This is a genomic window from Streptomyces sp. NBC_00620, from assembly GCF_026341825.1.
GTDB lineage: Bacteria > Actinomycetota > Actinomycetes > Streptomycetales > Streptomycetaceae > Streptomyces.
On record NZ_JAPENY010000001.1, the window covers coordinates 3,043,433 to 3,061,632 of the forward strand.

Annotated in this window: 12 protein-coding genes; 6 read left to right on the forward strand and 6 right to left on the reverse strand. The window is 66.5% G+C overall.

The genetic code is table 11. From position 1 onward, the window contains the following. Window positions 1–8: 8 nt before the first annotated feature. The 4 genes from OG246_RS13965 to OG246_RS13980 all read right to left on the reverse strand — a co-directional run bounded on the left by OG246_RS13965 (window position 9) and on the right by OG246_RS13980 (window position 4,775). On the reverse strand, window positions 9–830 hold the full coding sequence (locus tag OG246_RS13965) for a carbohydrate ABC transporter permease (protein ID WP_266460844.1): 822 nt from the start codon (window positions 828–830) through the stop codon (window positions 9–11). Beyond that, on the reverse strand, window positions 827–1,792 hold the full coding sequence (locus OG246_RS13970; protein WP_266460847.1) for a carbohydrate ABC transporter permease: 966 nt from the start codon (window positions 1,790–1,792) through the stop codon (window positions 827–829). The genes OG246_RS13965 and OG246_RS13970 overlap by 4 nt, the downstream gene beginning before the upstream one ends. Next, window positions 1,789–3,084, reverse strand: coding sequence for an extracellular solute-binding protein (locus OG246_RS13975; protein WP_266460850.1), 1,296 nt, complete (start codon window positions 3,082–3,084; stop codon window positions 1,789–1,791). Before OG246_RS13975 ends, OG246_RS13970 begins: the two co-directional genes overlap by 4 nt. A 401-nt stretch (window positions 3,085–3,485) precedes the next feature. Then, window positions 3,486–4,775, reverse strand: a complete 1,290-nt coding sequence (locus tag OG246_RS13980) for an MFS transporter (RefSeq protein WP_266460853.1) — start codon at window positions 4,773–4,775, stop codon at window positions 3,486–3,488. A gap of 83 nt (window positions 4,776–4,858) precedes the next feature. Here OG246_RS13980 and OG246_RS13985 point away from each other — a divergent pair, with 83 nt between their 5' ends. The 6 genes from OG246_RS13985 to OG246_RS14010 all read left to right on the forward strand — a co-directional run bounded on the left by OG246_RS13985 (window position 4,859) and on the right by OG246_RS14010 (window position 12,623). Beyond that, window positions 4,859–5,863 carry a LysR family transcriptional regulator gene (locus OG246_RS13985; protein WP_266460857.1) on the forward strand — a complete coding sequence of 335 codons (1,005 nt, stop codon included), beginning with the start codon at window positions 4,859–4,861 and terminating at the stop codon, window positions 5,861–5,863. 585 nt (window positions 5,864–6,448) lie between these two features. After that, window positions 6,449–7,147, forward strand: a complete 699-nt coding sequence (locus tag OG246_RS13990; RefSeq protein WP_266460860.1) for a hypothetical protein — start codon at window positions 6,449–6,451, stop codon at window positions 7,145–7,147. Beyond that, entirely contained in the window at window positions 7,147–9,369 is a 2,223-nt protein-coding gene (locus OG246_RS13995) for a glycosyltransferase (protein ID WP_266460864.1), read from the forward strand. The genes OG246_RS13990 and OG246_RS13995 overlap by 1 nt, the downstream gene beginning before the upstream one ends. Beyond that, window positions 9,366–10,658, forward strand: coding sequence for an acyltransferase (locus tag OG246_RS14000; protein ID WP_266460867.1), 1,293 nt, complete (start codon window positions 9,366–9,368; stop codon window positions 10,656–10,658). The genes OG246_RS13995 and OG246_RS14000 overlap by 4 nt, the downstream gene beginning before the upstream one ends. 274 nt (window positions 10,659–10,932) lie before the next feature. Continuing rightward, entirely contained in the window at window positions 10,933–11,589 is a 657-nt protein-coding gene (locus OG246_RS14005) for a hypothetical protein (protein ID WP_266460871.1), read from the forward strand. Beyond that, complete coding sequence (locus OG246_RS14010) at window positions 11,577–12,623, forward strand: hypothetical protein (protein ID WP_266460874.1); 1,047 nt, start codon at window positions 11,577–11,579, stop codon at window positions 12,621–12,623. Before OG246_RS14005 ends, OG246_RS14010 begins: the two co-directional genes overlap by 13 nt. A 41-nt stretch (window positions 12,624–12,664) precedes the next feature. Here the strand turns inward: OG246_RS14010 and OG246_RS14015 are convergent, their stop codons facing one another. After that, window positions 12,665–13,195 carry a hypothetical protein gene (locus OG246_RS14015; protein ID WP_266460877.1) on the reverse strand — a complete coding sequence of 177 codons (531 nt, stop codon included), beginning with the start codon at window positions 13,193–13,195 and terminating at the stop codon, window positions 12,665–12,667. A gap of 375 nt (window positions 13,196–13,570) precedes the next feature. Beyond that, on the reverse strand, window positions 13,571–18,142 hold the full coding sequence (locus OG246_RS14020; RefSeq protein WP_266460880.1) for a DUF6531 domain-containing protein: 4,572 nt from the start codon (window positions 18,140–18,142) through the stop codon (window positions 13,571–13,573). Window positions 18,143–18,200: the final 58 nt, after the last annotated feature.

The following is an 18,200-nucleotide window of genomic DNA, read 5'->3' on the forward strand; positions in this document are numbered from 1 at the left end:
CGCACCCCTTACTTGACCGCGCCCACGGCGATACCGCGGGTGAGCGTCCGCTGGAAGACGAGGAAGAAGACGATGGCGGGGAGCACGCCGAGCAGCGCGGCCGCGTTCGTCATCGTGGCGTCCATCAGGCGCTGGCCCTGGAGGACACCGAGGGCCACCGACACCGTCTGGTTGTCGTTGGAGATCAACATGACCAGCGGCAGCAGGAATTCGTTCCACGTCCAGATGAAGAAGAAGACGAGGAGCACCCCGATGGTCGGCCGGCTGACGGGTACCACGATCCGCCACAGCACCTGCCACTTGTTCGCCCCGTCGATCCGGGCGGCCTCGATGATCTCGCGCGGGAACTGACCGAGCACGGAGGCGAGGAGGTAGGTCCCGAAGGCGGCCTGGACGACCGTGAAGACGATGATCACGCTCAACCGGGTGTCGTACAGGCCGGCTTCCTTGCTCAGGTAGTAGATCGGGTAGACCAGCGCCTCCTGCGGCAGCATGTTCGCCAGGACGAAGAAGGCGAGCACCCAGGTGCGGCCCTTCACGCGCCCGATGCCGATCGCGTACGCGTTGAGGACGGAGAGGACTACCGCGAGGACCGCCACCGACCCGGAGATCAGCACCGAGTTGACGAGCTTCTGGCCGAAGTCGACGCGCTGCCAGAAGTCCTTGATTCCGTCGAGGTAGAGGCCGTCCGGGAGGCTCAGAGGACCGTTCTGCGCGTACTCCGTCGGCGACTTGACCGCGTTGACCGCGACGATCGCGAACGGCAGCACCATGAAGAGGGCCGCGATGACCAGGGCGGCGAGGACGGGATAGCGGCGGATCGCTGTCATCGGGCGAGCCCTTCCTCTTTGTCCTCCGCGCGGGTCTGGAGCTTGAGGCCGATGAGTGCCAGGGCGAGGATGATCACGGTGAGGACCGTGGAGATCGCGGCGCCGTAGCCGACCTGCGTCTTCTCGAAGAAGGTGGTGAAGGAGAAGTACGACGGGACGTTCGTCGCGCCGCCGGGACCGCCCTTCGTGAGGACGTACACCGCGCCGAAGACCTTGAGCGCGGCGATCGTGCACCAGAGGAGGACTACGTAGATCTCCGGCCTGATCTGCTGCAGCGTGATGTGCCAGAAGCGGCGCCACCAGCCGGCGCCGTCCAGCTCGGCGGCCTCGTACAGCTGCGGGTCTACCCGTTGCAGCCCCGCCATGAAGATGACCAGCGGGAAGCCGATCTGCACCCACACCATCACCCCCATGACGCTGTAGAGCGCGATGTCGGGGTCGCCGAGCCAGTCCTGCTGCCATGATCCGAGGCCGACTGCTTTCAACAGCTCGTTCAGGGAGCCGTTGTCGGGGGCGAGGATCCAGCTCCACACGATGCCTGCGACGGCGATCGGCAGCACCTGCGGGAGGTAGAAGCAGGCGCGGAGGAGCGAGGCCGTGGCCGACCCGAAGTGCTTGCCGACGAAGTCGAACAGGGCTGCGGCGAGGACGAGTCCGAGCGCGGTCGGTACGGCGGCCATGGCGACGACCATGAAGAGGCTGTGCCGGAAGGACGCCCAGAACTCCGAATCGTCCATCAGCTCGCGGTAGTTGGCGAGCCCGGACCACTCCGGGCTCCCTACGCCCTGCCAGTCGGTGAAGCTCACCCCGGTGTTCATCAGGAACGGGACGACGATGACGGCGGTGAAGGCGAGGGCTCCCGGGAGCAGGAACAGGGCGTAGGAGTCGCGGGGGCGGCGCGGGCTCTTCGCGTGGTGACGCTTCTCGACCACCCGGCCGCCCCGTTCGACGGTGACCGTCATTTGGTCGGTACGTCCTTGTCGTACGCCTCCTGCAGTGCGCTGAGGTAGGCGTCCGGTTTCTCGCTGTCCGTGATCAGCTTCTGGGTCCCGGAGACGAGGACGTCGTAGAAGCCGGGGACCGGCCAGTCGGGGTAGAAGGCCAGACCGTCCCTGTCGGCAAGGGTGTTGAAGTTTGCGATGAGCGACTTGGCCTGCGGGTCGGTGATGGCGGCGGGGTCGGCGGCCACCGGAACGCCGCCCTTGTTGCCCAGCAGGTTCTGGATCTTCTTCGACATGGTGATGTCGATGAAGTCGTACGCCAGGTCCTTGTTCTTGGCGCCCTTCGGGACGACCCAGAGGTTGCCGCCCGAGCCGAGCGTGAGGTTCGAGTCGGGCCACAGGAACGTGCCCCAGTCGAACTTGGCGTCCGACTTGAAGCGGCCGTACCACCAGCTGCCGGAGAACAGGATCGGGCTCTTGCCCTGGATGAAGGAGATCCCGGCGTCCTCCGCCTTCAGGCCGCTGGACTTCTCGCTGATGTAGCCCTTCTTCACCCAGTCGGCGAAGGTTTCGGCGCCGTAGGTCCAGGCCGCGTCGTGGAAGTCCGTCTTGCCCTTGTAGAGCTCGTAGCTGTCGACCCAGGGGCGGTCGGCCTTGGAGAGGGCGAGCTGGTACAGGTACTGCTGGGCCGGGTACTCGGAGCCGGCGTTGGCCAGTGGGGTGATGCCCTCGGCTACGAACTTGTCCATCGCGGTGGTGAGTTCGTCGAGGGTGGTGGGCTCTGTGATGCCGTGCTTCTTGAAGAGCTCCTTGTTGTAGAACACCATCGTGTACTCGGCGTAGTTGGGGATGCCGTACCACTTGCCGGAGCCCATCACGCCGTTCGCGTCGTACTGGCTCGTGGTGCGCACACCGGCGCTGAGCTTCTTGTCCCAGCCGCGTTCGGTGGCCTCGTCGGTGAGATCGGTGAGGAGGCCCTGCTTGGAGAGCAGGCCCGCCGTCGCGTTGCCCTTGTTGTACTCCATGAGGTCGGGTGCGTCGCCCGAGTTGAGGACCATCTGTGCGGTCTTCTGGATCTGTTCGAAGCCCTTCGACTCGAACTTCACCGTGACGCCCGGGTGCGTCCTCTTGAACTCCTTGATCGCCTCGTTCCAGGCGGCGCCCATCGCGCTGTCGGGGGCCTCGTAGTGCCACAGTTTGAGGGTCTTGCCGTCCGATCCGCTGCTCTCCGAGCCGCCGCAGGAGGCCAGTAGCAAGGCCCCGCTCATTACCGCCGCGGCTGTCGCCACCACACGCTTTTGTGCCGTCAACATCCAGTGCCTCCGGGGGAGTCGGATGGTTCGCATTGCCGGTGAGCTGTGCTCGTTGTGGGGGCGTCACGCAGCGGTCGTCGAATCGTTTCGATGCGTGACGTCGAAGCGCTTCGACGGGGGAAGGTATGTGGGGGTTGGGGGTGCGTCAATGGGGGGCGCGGGAATTGGGGCGGGTTCGGGGGCCGGATCGTCGCGGGCCGCCGGGTTTCGTCGTGAGCGCGAGCCCGCATGCAGGGGTCGGGGCCGTGCCGGAGCATCCGTCCTCGGTCTGGCGCGGAATGGGTTGCTCAGGAAGCGGGCGGTGTTGACGCGCCAGCCGCTGCGGGCGGACGTTCCGGCACGTCCCCTTCGGTGATCTGGCGGGTGCGGGTGCGTGCGTGGCGTCCCGGCTGTGGTCGCGGTCAGATGCGTTGGCGGCCCCGGTAGGGGACCAGCGCGATCAGCAGCGCCAGCGTTGCCGCGGTGACCGGAACGCCGTAGCCCGCCGTTGTCGACACGGCCTCCACCACCCATCCGCCAGCGACCGAGCCGCAGGCGATACCGCCCAGCAGGCCCGTCACCGCGAGGGTCATGCCCTCGTTCAATCGGCCCTCGGGGGTGCGGTGTTGGATCAGGGCCATGCCGGTGACCATGGTCGGGGCTGTTGCCATGCCGGCTAGGAGGAGGGCGCCGGAGAGGGGGAGGAGGGAGTTGGTCAGGGAGGCGGCGAGGAGGGGGAGGGTCAGTAGCGCCGCCATGGCGGCGACGCACAGGGGGTAGCGGCGTTCGGCGGGGGCGGTCGGCTTGCGGGCGCCGTACAGGAGTCCTGCCGCGCAGGAGCCTGCGGCCTGGAGTGCTAGGACCGCTCCCGCTGCCGACTTGTGGCCCTGCGCGTCCGCGAAGGCGATCGTCACGACCTCCATTGAGCCGAATATCGCGCCAGTGGCGAGGAATCCGAGGAGCAGCGGGGGCATTCCGGGGGCCCGGACAGGGGACTTGGCGTTCGTACGTCGGTGGGGTGGCGGTTCTGTCGAACGCTGGGCGGCGAAGAGCAGTACGCCCGTCATCAGTAGTACGCCTCCGACCAGCGTGCCCGCCTCCGGGAACAAGGTTCCGCACAGGAAGGCCGCGAGGACCGGGCCCAGCATGAAGCACAGCTCGTCCGCGGCCTGTTCGAAGGAGTTGGCGGTGTGCAGGGTCTTGTCGTCGCCCTTGTGGAGGTGGGCCCAGCGGGCGCGTGACATGCCGCCCGTGTTGGGGATCGTGGCCGTGGCGGCGTAGGAGACGAACAGGGTCCAGTCGGGTGCCCCGTAGTGCACGCACAGCATCAGCGCGATGGTGCCGAGGAGGGCGAAGGCCGTCGCGGGCACGGCGATGCGCGCCTGGCCGTGGCGGTCGATGAGACGCGCGGTCCAGGGGGCGACCACCGCCGTTGCCGCCAGGCCCGTCGCCGTCACGGCACCGGCGAGCGCGTACGAGCCACGCGCTCCCGCGATCATGATGACCGCGCTCACGCTGAACATGCCCATGGGGAGCCGGGCGAGGAGATTTCCGAGGGTGAAGGCGCGGGTGCCGGGGGTGAGGAAGAGGCGGCGGTACGGGCCCGGTGGGCGTCTTTGCTTGAAGCGCGGGCGGAAGTCGACGGCTACGAGGGTGTCGCCCGTGACGGTGAGGAGCGGCAAGTGTGGCTGGTCAGAGGGGTGTTGCGGCATGGATCAAGCATCGGCCGGGGTGGTGACCGGGGTCCAACACCTACTCCGTGGCGATTGACGCGTCTGGGTTGTAAGTTCGCGTGATGTCCGCTCAGCAGTCCCGGTCGCACGGGAGAACGCCGTCCCACCTCGACCCCCGCCTTCTGCGTGCCTTCGTGGCGGTCGCCGAGGAGCTGCACTTCACGCGTGCGGCCGCCCGCCTCTACGTCGCCCAGCAGGCGCTGAGCCGGGACATCCGGCGCCTGGAACGGGAGCTGGGCGCCGAACTCTTCGTACGCACGACCCGCCAGGTGACGCTGACGGGGGACGGCGAGCGGCTGTTGCCGTATGCGGTGGGTGTGCTGGAGGCGCAGGACGAGCTGCTGGCCGCGTTCACGCGGGGGCAGCGCGAACGTCCTCTCCTCGTCGACATCAACTCCCCAGGGCTGATCTCCGGCCGGGTTCTCGAGCGGGCCCGTGCGCTCGCGCCCGGCAGCGAGCTGATGGCCCGCTTCGAGAGTGGGCTCACCGGTGCGGCGGGGGAGATGCTCGCGGGTCGTCTGGACGCGTCGTTCGGGCGGTTCGCCGGGCTCGACCCGGTGCTGCGGGCCCGGCTGGAGCAGCAGCCCGTACGGTACGAGCCGATGGCCGTCATCCTGCCCGAGGACCATCACCTCGCCGCCCTGGACGCGGTGCCGCTGGCCGCGCTCTCGGGCGAGACCGTGTACGCGGGGGCGGGAAATCCGCGCACGCTGGAGTGGACCGACCTGGCCCGCCACCTGTTCGAGGGACGCGGCATCGAGCTCGCGGCACCGGCGCCGGTGGCAATCGGAGCGGAGGAGTTCCGGCGGATCATGGCCAAGACGCGGACCCCCGTTCTCGCCGTGGTGGATTTTCCGGCCATGCCTGAAACGGTCCTGAGACCTCTCGTCGACCCCGTCCCCCTGTCACCGGTGTCGCTGGTGTGGCGCAAGGGGCTGGTGCATCCGGGGATTGATGCCCTCCGCCGGGCAGCCGTCGAACTTGCGGGCGAGACAGCATGGCTGCGGCGGCCCGAGGACGGGTGGATTCCGGCCGCAGATGCACTCATCATGATGAGCCACAGGTGAGACAAAGCGATGCGTGTCTCTGGCGTGCGCTACATTCTGAGTCCGGGCGCAGTGTGGTAGTGGGGGGCGCTGGGGCGGGTGGGGGCCCGTTCCGGACGACATTTGAGCAAGGCCCGGGAGTCGTGTGCGCTCCCGCAACTGTCCCGTGGGGGGATACGCGTGCACGTAGAAAACTGGCGGAAAGACGCCCAACTGGTCGGACGAGATGTCGATCAGCCAAGTGGGCGCGGAGCCGATTCGTCGTATCCCGAGCCGCATCAGCAGCCGCAGCCGTACTCGCGTGACACCGAGCCGCGTGACACCGAGCCGCGTGACACCGAGCCGCGTGACACCGAGTCCCGTGGAGCCGAGTCGCGTGGAACCGGTCGGTTTCCGCGGCAGGAGCCTGGCGGGGCGGTGGTTTGGCCGGAGGCTGCCGGTAGAACGTCGTCCTGGCCGCTCACTCAGCGGCAGGGGTCGAGCGCGGAGCGCGCGCCGGAACCAGAGGGGGAGCTCCTGGCGGGCTCTGAACGCGACCCCGGCCCGGAGCAGTCAGGGCCCATCTGGGAGCAGGACGACCCCGGCCACACCCATGACCCCCACGAGGTGACGATCCAGCTCGACGGCGCCGGACGTCAGCTCGAGGACTGGCTGGTCCAGCAGGCCAAGGACGCGCCGACCGCTCAGGACGGCTCGGACGGTCCGGTCTTCGTCGACGAGTCGGGCCGTCGCAGCCGCAGATACCGCCGCCTCGGCATGCTCGTGGGCCTGGCCTGCGCGGTCTACGCCGTCGTGATCGTCGTCACGCTGCTCTCGGGCAACTCCAACGCGCCCTGGATCCCGATGCCGGGCCAGCAGGAGGACCAGCCGGCCGGCCAGGTCGACACGTCACCGCTGCCCGCCGAGACGGTGAGCCCGACCGGCACGGGCAGCGCCTCACCGGGCGCGTCCGCGACGGCCAGCGACGGTACGACGCCGGCACCGGGCGCCAACCCGACACCCGACGCCTCCGGCAGCGCCGCGAACCCGGGCACGTCCACCGACCCGAAGCCCTCGGCGTCCGCCACGACCTCGCAGGACCCGGGCACCAGCACCTCGCCGGACCCGGAGCCCACGGCCACGGCGACCAACTCCCCGGATCCCACTCCGACCGACACCGCCACGACGCCCGCCCCGTCGGACAGCCCGGTCACCGGCGGCGACACGGGAGCAGTTGCCGAGGGCGCCGTCGAGCAGAACCTCGTAGCGACCATCGACACCCAGCCCAGCACCACCAGCTCCTCGTCCCCGGAGAACAACCTCTGATGGCATCCCGCACCAGCCGTCACGCCTCAGCGCCCCGCGCGAGGCGACCCGAACGCAGCGCCGGGCGCCGACGGCTGCCCATGCGCTATCTGCTTCCCTCGCTCATCCTCGTCGCCCTGATGGCGATGCTGATGCTGCGCGGCTACGTACACAGCGAGATCCTCGCCGACCACCGCGTCCGCCCCCCGGTCTCCTACGACCAGGTGCCCGACAAGATCCTCAAGGGCGGCCCGGTCATCGACACCCGCAGCGGGCGTACGACCACCTTGAGAGTCCCGGACCACCGCCTCGTCCTCACCTTCGACGACGGCCCGGACCCGACGTGGACCCCGAAGGTCCTCGACGTCCTGAAGAAGTACGACGCGCACGCCGTCTTCTTCGTCACCGGCACCATGGCCTCGCGCTACCCGGACCTGGTGCAGCGCATGGTGGACGAGGGCCACGAGGTCGGCCTGCACACCTTCAACCACCCCGACCTCTCCTACCAGTCCAAGAAGCGCATCGACTGGGAGCTGTCCCAGAACCAGCTGGCCCTGGCGGGCGCCGCGGGCATCCGTACGTCCCTGTTCCGCCCCCCGTACTCGTCGTTCTCCGACGCCATGGACAACAAGTCCTGGCCCGTGACGCAGTACATAGGCACCCGCGGCTACATCACCGTCGTCAACAACACCGACAGTGAGGACTGGAAGAAGCCCGGCGTCCGCACGATCATCGAAAACGCCACACCCAAGCGCGGCAAGGGCGCGATCGTCCTGATGCACGACTCCGGCGGCGACCGCCACCAGACCGTCCAGGCGCTCGACAGGCTCCTGCCCCAGCTCCAGGACCGGGGCTACGAATTCCAGAACCTCACCGAGGCGCTCGACGCCCCCAGCGCGAGCACCAAGGTCACCGGGCTCGACCTGTGGAAGGGCAAGGCCTGGGTCAACCTGGTCCAGGCCTCCGAGAGGACCACCGACGCCCTCGTCGTCGGCATCGCCGTCATCGGCGTCCTGGTCTTCACCCGCTTCGGCCTGATGCTGCTGCTCTCCGTCCTGCACGCCCGCCGGGTGCGGCGCGCCGGCTTCCGCTGGGGCCCGGTACCGATCACCGAACCGGTGTCGGTGCTGGTCCCGGCGTACAACGAGGCCAAGTGCATTGAAAACACGGTTCATTCGCTGATGGCGAGCGAGCATCCCATCGAGATCATCGTCATCGACGACGGCTCGAGCGACGGCACGGCCCGCATCGTCGAGGACCTGCGCCTGCCGAACGTACGCGTCGTACGGCAGCTCAACGCCGGCAAGCCCGCCGCCCTCAACCGCGGCATCTCGAACGCCCGTCACGACCTCATCGTGATGATGGACGGCGACACCGTCTTCGAACCGGCGACGGTACGCGAACTGGTCCAGCCCTTCGCCGACCCGACCGTCGGCGCCGTCGCCGGCAACGCGAAGGTCGGCAACCGCGACTCCCTCATCGGCGCCTGGCAGCACATCGAGTACGTGATGGGCTTCAACCTCGACCGCCGTATGTACGACATGCTCCGCTGCATGCCGACGATCCCCGGCGCCGTCGGGGCCTTCCGCCGCTCCGCCCTGGAACGCGTCGGCGGCATGAGCGACGACACGCTAGCCGAGGACACCGACATCACCATCGCGATGCACCGCGACGGCTGGCGGGTCGTGTACGCGGAGAACGCCCGAGCGTGGACCGAGGCACCGGAGACCGTCCAGCAGCTCTGGTCCCAGCGCTACCGCTGGTCGTACGGCACGATGCAGGCGATCTGGAAGCACCGCAGGGCGGTCATCGAACGGGGCCCGTCGGGCCGCTTCGGCCGGGTCGGCATGCCCCTGGTGTCCCTCTTCATGATCCTGGCCCCGCTCCTCGCCCCGCTGATCGACGTGTTCCTCCTCTACGGACTCGTCTTCGGCCCGACGCAGAAGACGATCGTGGCCTGGCTGGGCGTCCTGGCCATCCAGGCGGTGTGCGCGGCGTACGCCTTCCGCCTCGACCGGGAACGCATGACGCACCTGATATCCCTCCCGCTCCAGCAGATCCTCTACCGGCAGTTGATGTACGTGGTCCTGCTCCAGTCCTGGATCACCGCGCTCACCGGCGGCCGGCTGCGCTGGCAGAAACTGCGGCGCACGGGTGTCGTGGGGGCGCCGGGGGCGATCCCGCGCCAGCCTGACCGGGATTCGCGTGACCGGAACTCGAACGATCGGAGGCCGGTCGGATGACGACGCACGACTATGCGGCGGGGGCGACGCCGCCGTTGGGGGCGCCGAGGGTTGCCGCGCCTGAGCGGGGGTTCGCTCCGCCTGCGGGTGTGGCCCCGCCTGCGGCTGCGGCTGCGGGTGCGGCGGCTGCGAGCGGGAAGAGGCCGGGCCGCGACCGCTACTTGGACCTGCTGCGCTCGATCGCCCTGGTCCGCGTGGTCGCGTACCACCTCTTCGGCTGGGCGTGGCTGACGGTCCTCTTCCCCTCCATGGGCGTGATGTTCGCGCTGGCGGGTTCGCTGATGGCGCGCTCGCTGAGCCGCCCGGCGTGGGGTGTGATCCGTGGCCGCATCCGCCGACTCCTGCCACCCCTCTGGGTGTTCAGCGCGGTGGTACTGGTCCTGCTGTTCGCGGGCGGCTGGAACCTGTCCGAGGACCCGGACCACGGCGGCACCTGGGGCCTGGTCGAGATGATCAACTACATCATCCCGCTCGGCGCCCCGCCGTTCCCCTGGAACATCGGCTCCAAGTCGGGCCTCCTGGAGGACACTTGGGCGGTCCAGGCGGCGGGCCCGCTGTGGTACCTGCGCGCCTACCTGTGGTTCGTGATCGCCTCCCCGCTGCTGCTGTGGGCGTTCCGCCGTGCACCCTGGCCCACGCTCCTCGCCCCCCTCGCCCTGACGGCGGTCGTCGGCACCGGCGTGGTGTCGATCCCCGGCGAAACGGGCAACGCCGTCTCGGACTTCGCGGTCTTCGGCGGCTGCTGGGTCCTGGGCTTCGCCCACCAGGAAGGCGTACTGGCGAAGGTTCCCCGCTATCTTGCGGTCTCCTGCTCGGTCCTGATCATGGCCTTCGGCCTGTGGTGGGCGTCCGGCCATCTGGGCCCGGACGGCTGGGACTTGAACGACATCCCGCTGGCCCAGGCGACCTGGTCCTTCGGCTTCGTCGTCATCCTCCTCCAGTACGCCCCGTCATGGCAGGAACTCCCGGGCCGCCTCGCCAAGTGGGACAAACTCATCACCCTGTCCAACAACCGAGCCGTCACGATCTACCTCTGGCACAACATGCTGATCATGGCCACGGTCCCGATCATCGACCTCGCCTACAACCTGCCGTTCATGCAGGGCGAGGCAGCCACGGGGCTGCTGGACTCGACGTACATGGTGTGGATGTTCTTGCTGGTCTGGCCGTTGATAGGCCTCGCGATCGTCTCGGTGGGCTGGGTCGAGGATCTGGCGGCACAGCGGAGTCCGAGGTTGTGGCCGAACGGGGTGAAGCGGGGGGCTGCGTGGGGGCGGCGGAAGGGTTGATGTGGAGGTCGTACGTGGGTGCGTACTCAAGTACGCACCCACGAGCGTGAGGGGTTCGGTGTTGGCGGTCCCGGCTTTGCAGGGGCCAATGTGGTGACAGATTCAGACCATCAAGATCACTGAATCGAAGGTTCCGCACCGCGAGTTAGCCATGTTCTGTAGGCCTATGCCTGACTTGACTTCCCCTTGGAAGCAATTCGCTCTGGTGTCACCACATACGCCCCCGATACCGTGTGGCTGCCCTCCCGAACCCCACGCCGCACAGGAGTCCGTTGTGAACCGCCGTCCCAGCCTGCTCGCCACGGCCGCCCTTGGCGCGGCCGCGGCCGTCCTTCTGACTGGCTGCGGGGGCGGTGACGGTGACTCTGCGGGCAACGACAAGATCGCCGGGGCCGATACGGGGGCTGAGACGTCGGCATCGCCGAGTGCCTCCGCCGCGGCGGCCGCCGACCGGCCGAAGATCGAGTTGCCGTCGGACGTCACGGACAAGTACGAGGACTGGAAGACCGGCGACGATGCCAAGGACGCGGTCCTGGCGGACACCGCCGGGCGTATCGACGCCACGAACGACGCCATCCTGCAGGGCGATACCGGTGCGCCGGGCCTTTCCTTCTACTACCGGGACACGGCGTTGAGCGATGCGGTGGAGTGGGTGCAGGCGTATGTGGACGCCAACATGTCCTTCACTGGCACGACTCGTTACTACGCCCCCAAAGTCACCTTGTCCGGTGAGAAGTCGGCGGATGTCGTCTATTGCGCTGACGAGAGCAAGGGGTTCAGCAAGAACCGCAAGACGAACAAGGTCGACAAGACGGCCTCGGACGAAAGCCCGTACGTGCTGTACAACACGCGCCTTGAGAAGAACGAGCAGGGCGTTTGGCAAGCGACCAACCTGATCTCAAAACGGGGAGACAAGACATGCGCCGCGTGAGCAGACGGGGGCGCACCTTGGCCCTGAGCGTGATAGTTGCGGTTTGCGTCGCCGGGTTGTCCGGCACCGCTGAGGCGTACGGTCCGGGCGACGGACAGGGATCCGGTACCACGGGCCCTTCCGGCAACACCGACGGCGAGGGCAATCTGTCGGCGACTGCGGGCGCTGTCGTCTTCGACCGTTCGAAGAATGGTTCGGGTGAGTCGGCAGGTCCGGTGGCTTCCACGACCAGCACGTGGACGCCGCCTGCCTGTTACTACGCTCCCATGTATTCGCCGGCCCAGTTGCAGGAGAATTTGGAGTCGGTCTGGGAGGCGGAGTCGACGGGTTACGAGTGGGATGCCTCGCAGCGTAAGCGCTATGTCGAAGGCGACCCGTACACGGACTTCAACAAGGACAAGGCCGGCAAGGGGTATTGGTGGTCGGGGTATGTCGCGGAGGGGCGCGCGGGTGATCCGGGTGCGCTGGACTGTGACAAGCCCTATTTCTGGGTGGACACGGGTGAACCGCCGCCGGCGGACATTCCGGAGGCGATCACGCCCGAGATCCTGGCGCAGCTGGCGTATGCCGAGATCCGCGTCCCCTCGACCAAGGTGGATCTGGCCCCGGCCGGTACCACGAAGGTGAATCTGCCGACGTGGGCGTGGCTGGACACGGCGGAGTTCAAGCCGGTGTCGGTGACGGCGTCGGTGCCGTTGCTTGACGTCCAGGCGACGACTGTTGCGGAGCCGGTCTCCGTGAAGATCGAGCCGGGCACGGGCGATGCCACGACGTACCCGGCCTCCGGTGTCTGTGAGATCAACAACGGCCGGATCGGTGAGGCGTACGCGGCGGGCAAGGCGGATGAGACTCCGCCGTGTGGAGTGAAGTACCTGCGTTCTTCGGGCGAGGACTCGTACAAGCTGAGGGCGACCATTACCTGGAAGATCCACTGGACCGGCACGGGTGTGGCCCAGGAACAGCCGTTGCCCGATGGCGAGTTCGGGGCTGAGCAGAACGTCGTCGTGCAGGAGATCCAGGCCGTCAACCGCTGACGCTGGAGTTGAGTTGGGTGGGCCTGCCTGGTGCTGTTGCGTTATCGACGGTTCTTCGCCGGAAGTTCGTTGTCGCAGAAGACGCAGAAGAAATGGGAATCCTTCACGGAGTTCCACTCGCGGCAGGACGGGCAGCAGCGAAAGATGATTGGGTGGGTGTATCCGGAGCCGTGGTTGATTCCTGCGTGATCGAGGCTTCGGGCAACTGATTCCCAGGATTCGGTATCCGGGCAGTAACCTGTGGACTGATTGCTGACGGTTGAAACCTCCCATTGTCCCCTGTTCCGGGACTGATGGAAACCGATTTCACCGGCAGCCCACACCGCACAGCCATCCGCGCACGCCACATGTTCTGACCGGCGCGGCGCGAGGCGAAGCACGCCCGAGGTATCCACGATGAAAGTGAACGGCTCATTCAATTCTTCGGGACCGCGCGAGGCCAGGAACTCCTGCAGGTCGCTCGCTGTTCGGACAGGGAACCCTCCGCTCTGTCGAATGGATTCCTTGATCTCTGGAGGTCCAACGTATTCGTACTCTTTCACTTCTGTGAAGACCTCTCTTCGATCAGTCAATCCTGAAGTCTTGAATACCGATGGGAGATGGGGAATTCGGTGCAGGGTGTGACGCTGATTCACTCAACGGGCCGGGGATGCCCGGGCCCCATGTTTGCCATCCACTCTTGAAGTAGTGATCCGTCAGTACGGGGCCCCGCGGCCCTGTCGTGAATCTCTCTCTGGAGAAGTCGGCCAAGGAAGACAGGAAGCTCTTCACGGACTCTTCCGTCGGTGAGGCCTCCTCGCTGCTCCAACAGCCGAGCCAGCTTGCGTCTCCGGCCTGATCCTCAGATCTCACGCATACCCATACATGGCCTGGGCTGCTGGTGCTACCCCGAAATACGTCCGCGATCAACTTGTGTGTCCTGTCGAGCAGAACCTGTGGCAAAGTCATCACTCCCGCAAGGCGAACTCTATGAGGGTGTTCGGATCCATCTCTCCGGTCCCGATTCGTCGAACGACTTCCGCCGTCCGGTGATGGCCTCCGGTTATGTGAATCCGAGAGCCGGGGAAGTTGATGGAATCCCCGGGCCCAAAGTTGCGGTAGCCGCTGATGGGGTCGTTTCCTTGGGGCCCGCCGAATCTCGTCAGGTCGTCGTTGGCAAGATTCCTGACACCTCCGTGCCCAGCTATCTCGCCACCATACATCTGGGCTTCTGTCAGCGGGTGGCTGGCTATCCGGTTGTCGACCAGCTCGCCGGCTCTGACGTAGAACCTGTCGTAGCGAGAGTGAATGGGAAGGTCCGCCAGATGTGCATTGGGGTACGGCGAGAGCCCGAGCGGGTCCACCTGCGTGTGGGGATTCTTTACGTAGGTGACAGGGTTGGGTGCCGGTATGAGACCGAGAGGGTCGGGGCTGGTGTAGCGTCCGGTCTCCGGATCATAATGCCGAAAGTAGTTGTAGTGGAGTTCAGTTTCCGGGTCGAAGTATTGCCCCGGAAATCGCAACGGTGTGTACGCAGAAGCTGTGGCGTTCCACGTGGTGTTACCCCAAAGTGTCGTCCGAGTGCGCCAGACGACAACGCCGTACTCGTCTACAAGTTCGCTCGGAGTGCCGACGAGGTCGGTGACAATAGCGAAAAAACGTGAGTCGATTTCGCTCTGGGAAATATCAGCCGCGGTGAGACGCTCGGTCTGTGTCACGGGGCGCAGCCCTTGGTGATCCCAGGTCAGGGTAACGCGGTTTGGCAAGTCGACGCCAGCCGTGGTCTGTTCGCACAGCGTCGGTCCATCCCACGTCAGGTCTACCTGCTCTGTCACTGATTCGCCATCCGGGGCGAGGCGTTGCTTGGCAATTCTGCGGCCGACTGGGTCGTACGCATAGCGCCATTGTGTCCCATCCGGTGTGATTACTGAGACCAAGCGGTCCTCGGCATCCCAGCTATATCGCCAGGTGTCCGGCTTGCGAGAAACCCGGGACTTCTGACGTAGGACGACGCGGCCTTGAGCGTCGTATTCGTAGCGGACGCTTCCCGCCCTGGTCAGGTGTGTGCCGACATAGTCGCGCGGACCTGTACTTTCGTGGCCAGGGTGAGTGGCCGGCCAGGTCGCCAGGGTCTGATTGCCGGCTGTGTCGTAGGCGTAGGTCTCCGCCCAGTCGCGAGCGTGCACCGCAGTGACTCGACCACTTGAGTCCAAGCCGAAGTGGCGGGCTCCCTCTGTCAGATCGGTGGATGCAGTGAGGTGGCCGTCTGCGCGATAGGTGTAGGAGCGATGCTGCACTTGGCGTCCAGCAGGTCCTGTAACCAACTGTGCTGTCAGACGCCCCAGTTCGTCGAACGTATTGCCCAATGCTAGGTCGGCGCCAACTTGACGATGGGTCTCTCGGCCGGCTGCGTCAAACTCGAAGGTGAGTGTGCGACCCGAGGTCCGCAGCGAGCTGCGGCGTCCGGCCGCGTCATAGGTCCACGCGCTGGTCGCGCCGATCGGAGTGGTGCGCCCGGTGCGGCGTCCAAGAACATCATGCGTATACGTCGTGGTGCGTCCGTTGACTGTCTCCGATGTGACGAGGCCGTTGAGGTCGTAGGTGGGAGTGAGAGCAGCGTGAGGGCTGCTTGCCCGGGTTAGGTGACCGGTGGCGTCCCATTCATATGTGGTGGCGAACCCGTCGGCGTCCTTTCGGATCACCTTGCCGAGTTCGTCTCGTTCGAACCGGACCAGCTGTCCGAGAGCGTTGGTGCGCGATCTCAGTTGACCGGCAGCGTCATAGTCATAAGTAACCGTGCGGTTGTCGAAGTCGGACTCGGACATAAGATTTCCGGCGGCGTCGTAGTCGTATGTCCAGGTGAGGCCCTGCGGATTGATGACCCTCTTCAGCCTGAGGGCCGCGTCATATTCGAACTCGTAGCGTTCGTTGCCGGGGTCGACACGTGCGCTGAGCATGTCGAAGTGCGTGTACTCGAAGGCCGTAGTACTTCCAGTGGCGTCGATGTGACGAGTGCAATTTCCCTCACCGTCGTATTCCCAGGACAGTTCGGACCCATCAGCAGTGAGTACCCGGGCCGTCCTGCCCTCTGTCGTCCACCAAATGCGCGTCACCGATCCCAGTTCGTCTGACATCGAGGTCACTCTGCCGAACGCGTCATACTGACGGACACGACGGTGCCCCAGCGGATCGGTCAGCTCACTGGGCAGACCAACTGCCGTGCATCGCACATGTGTCAGATTGCCAAGTGCGTTCGTGACGGTCGCCAAACCGCCGACGACATCGAAGGTTCGGCGCGTCACTGAGCCTGCCGAGTCGGTCGACGAGACGCAATTGCCGCGTTCGTCGTATGTGTACCCCCAGGTCGCTCCGTTGGGCAGAATGATTTCTAGGGGCCTTGAGTGCTCGTCGTACTCATACTGCGTGGTTGCCCCGTTGGGGTACGTGATTGAAATGGGCTGCCCGGTCTCGTTGTTGTCAAAAACCGTTGTTTGGCCGAGTTCATTTGTCCACGAGACAACATGGTGGTGTTCGTCGTAGGTGGTGCGGGTAGCGTGGCCGAGCGGGTCGATTTCGGCGATGACCTGGCTGTTGTCGTTGATGACGAAGCGAGTGGTGGCGCCTTCGGCGGTGGTGAGTGTGGTGATGCGGCAGTCGGGCCAGGCGGGGTCAGTGCTGTCGTAGTCGAGGGTGATGGTGATGTGGCCGGCTTCGCCGCCTTCGGCAATGCAGCGGTCCTGGTCGTTGTAGGTGTAGGCGTAGCGGCTGTGGTTGGTGTCGGTCCAGGAAGTGACGCGCAGGCGTTCGTCGTACGTGAACTTCAGGGGCAGGCCGGAGGAGTTGATGACCTCGGTGAGGTTGCCATCGGTGTAGCCGTAGCGCTTGACGGTGACGTCGGAGCCGTCTTCGGCGGCGCCTGCCAAGGCGAGGCCGGTGATGCGGCCTTCGTCGGTGGTGAGTACGAGGTGGTAGCCGCCGGAGTGGCGGATGGCGCAGGGGGTGCCGTGCTCGTCGTAGTCGAAGGTGATCGTGTTGTGGTTGCGGTCAACGATGCGGGTGAGCAGGGCTATGTCGTCGGCGGGGTGGGTGAAGTGGCGGGCGTGTCCGTTGAGGGGATCGTCGACGCGGTATCCGCCGTCTTCGAGGCGGGTGAGGGGCCAGCGGGGTCCGGTCGCGGGGAGGACGGGGGTGCCTGGGCCGGTGGGGTGGGGGTAGGCGAGCAGTAGGCCGTCCTCAGTGACGAAGACGACGCCGTGTTCGTCGACTTCGAGGCGCTGGTCGATGGTGGAGGCCCAGGTGGGGCCGAACCACCAGCCGGTGCGGTAGTCGGAGGCGACACGGCGAGTGAAGGCCAGCGGCAGGATACCGGGCAGTTCCACATCAGTCTGCGGCAGGTACATCGCGCCGGTGGCCATGTCCACCGGGTCACTGCCTTTGGAACGGACCACGTTCTTGAGCCGGTTGTAGGCACCCTTGGCGCTGTCGCCGAGAGCGCCGCGGGCCGACTTCCCGAGGCCGCGCGCGGCAAGGCCCATGCCTTTCAGACCGCCCCTGAGTCCCTTGAGAGCGGCCGCCCCGCCGTTCAGGCCCTTTGCGAGGCCGCCGAGGGTGGTCAGCCCCTTCATGCCGGGTATGCAGTCGAGTGCCGCGAAGGCGACATCCCATAGGGACGCCTGCCCCTTCGCATATTTGTTGAGGGTGTCGGCGAGGACGACGAGGGCGGCGATCAGCAGGATCGCGCCGAGGATCGGGCCGCCGATGATCAGCGCGATGATGCCGACGACGGCGACGACGACCTTGCAGACCGTGACGATGGTGTCCCAGTTGTCGGTGAACCAGTCCCCGACCTCCTCCCACCACTTGCGGTTGCGGATCCCCGCGTCGGAAGCGTCATCGATCTTGGTCTTGGCCTCCCGCGCCGCGTCCTCACGCATCTTCCGGGCGTCCGCGGCCATCTTCTTCGCCGCGTCGAGGGCGTCCTGCGCATTCGACACGTCCGACTGGGCGGACGTCTGCGCGGTCTTGGCGTGCTGGGCGTCCCGGGTGGCGGCCCGGACCTTGGCCTCGTCGGGCTTCTCCGTACTCTTGCTGCCGGTCGGATCGTCCTTGTACTTGTCGGCTTCCTTGCCGGCCTTCGTCACCCATGAATCGGCCGACGCGAGACGGGACTTGGCGGAGCTCAGGTCGGTCTGGGCGGCGCGGCCGTTGGCCAGTGCCCGGTCGGCGAGGGCTTGGGCACGCTCCAGCTTCGGCCAGTACGCCGCCAGTGCGCCCCCGGCCATGTCGTACGACGTCCTCAGCTTCTTCAGCTGCTTCGGCACACCCGAGAACTGATCCTGGAACGCCTTGGCGGACTTCCCCGCCCACTGCAGGACCGCTTCCTCGTCCGCCATCCCCTTGATCAGACGGAGTGCGTCCCCCACGTCATCGGCGAAGTCGAGGAGGTTCTTGGACAGCAGGCGCACCCGGTCCGGATCACCCGGCGTCGGGTCCTTGTCCAGGTCCAGGACATGCCAGTCACTCGGCCGATTCCCCGCCACGCCGCAACCCCCGTCACGCCCGTCTCACCAATAACCGTACGCGCGAGCGAAGTTACTA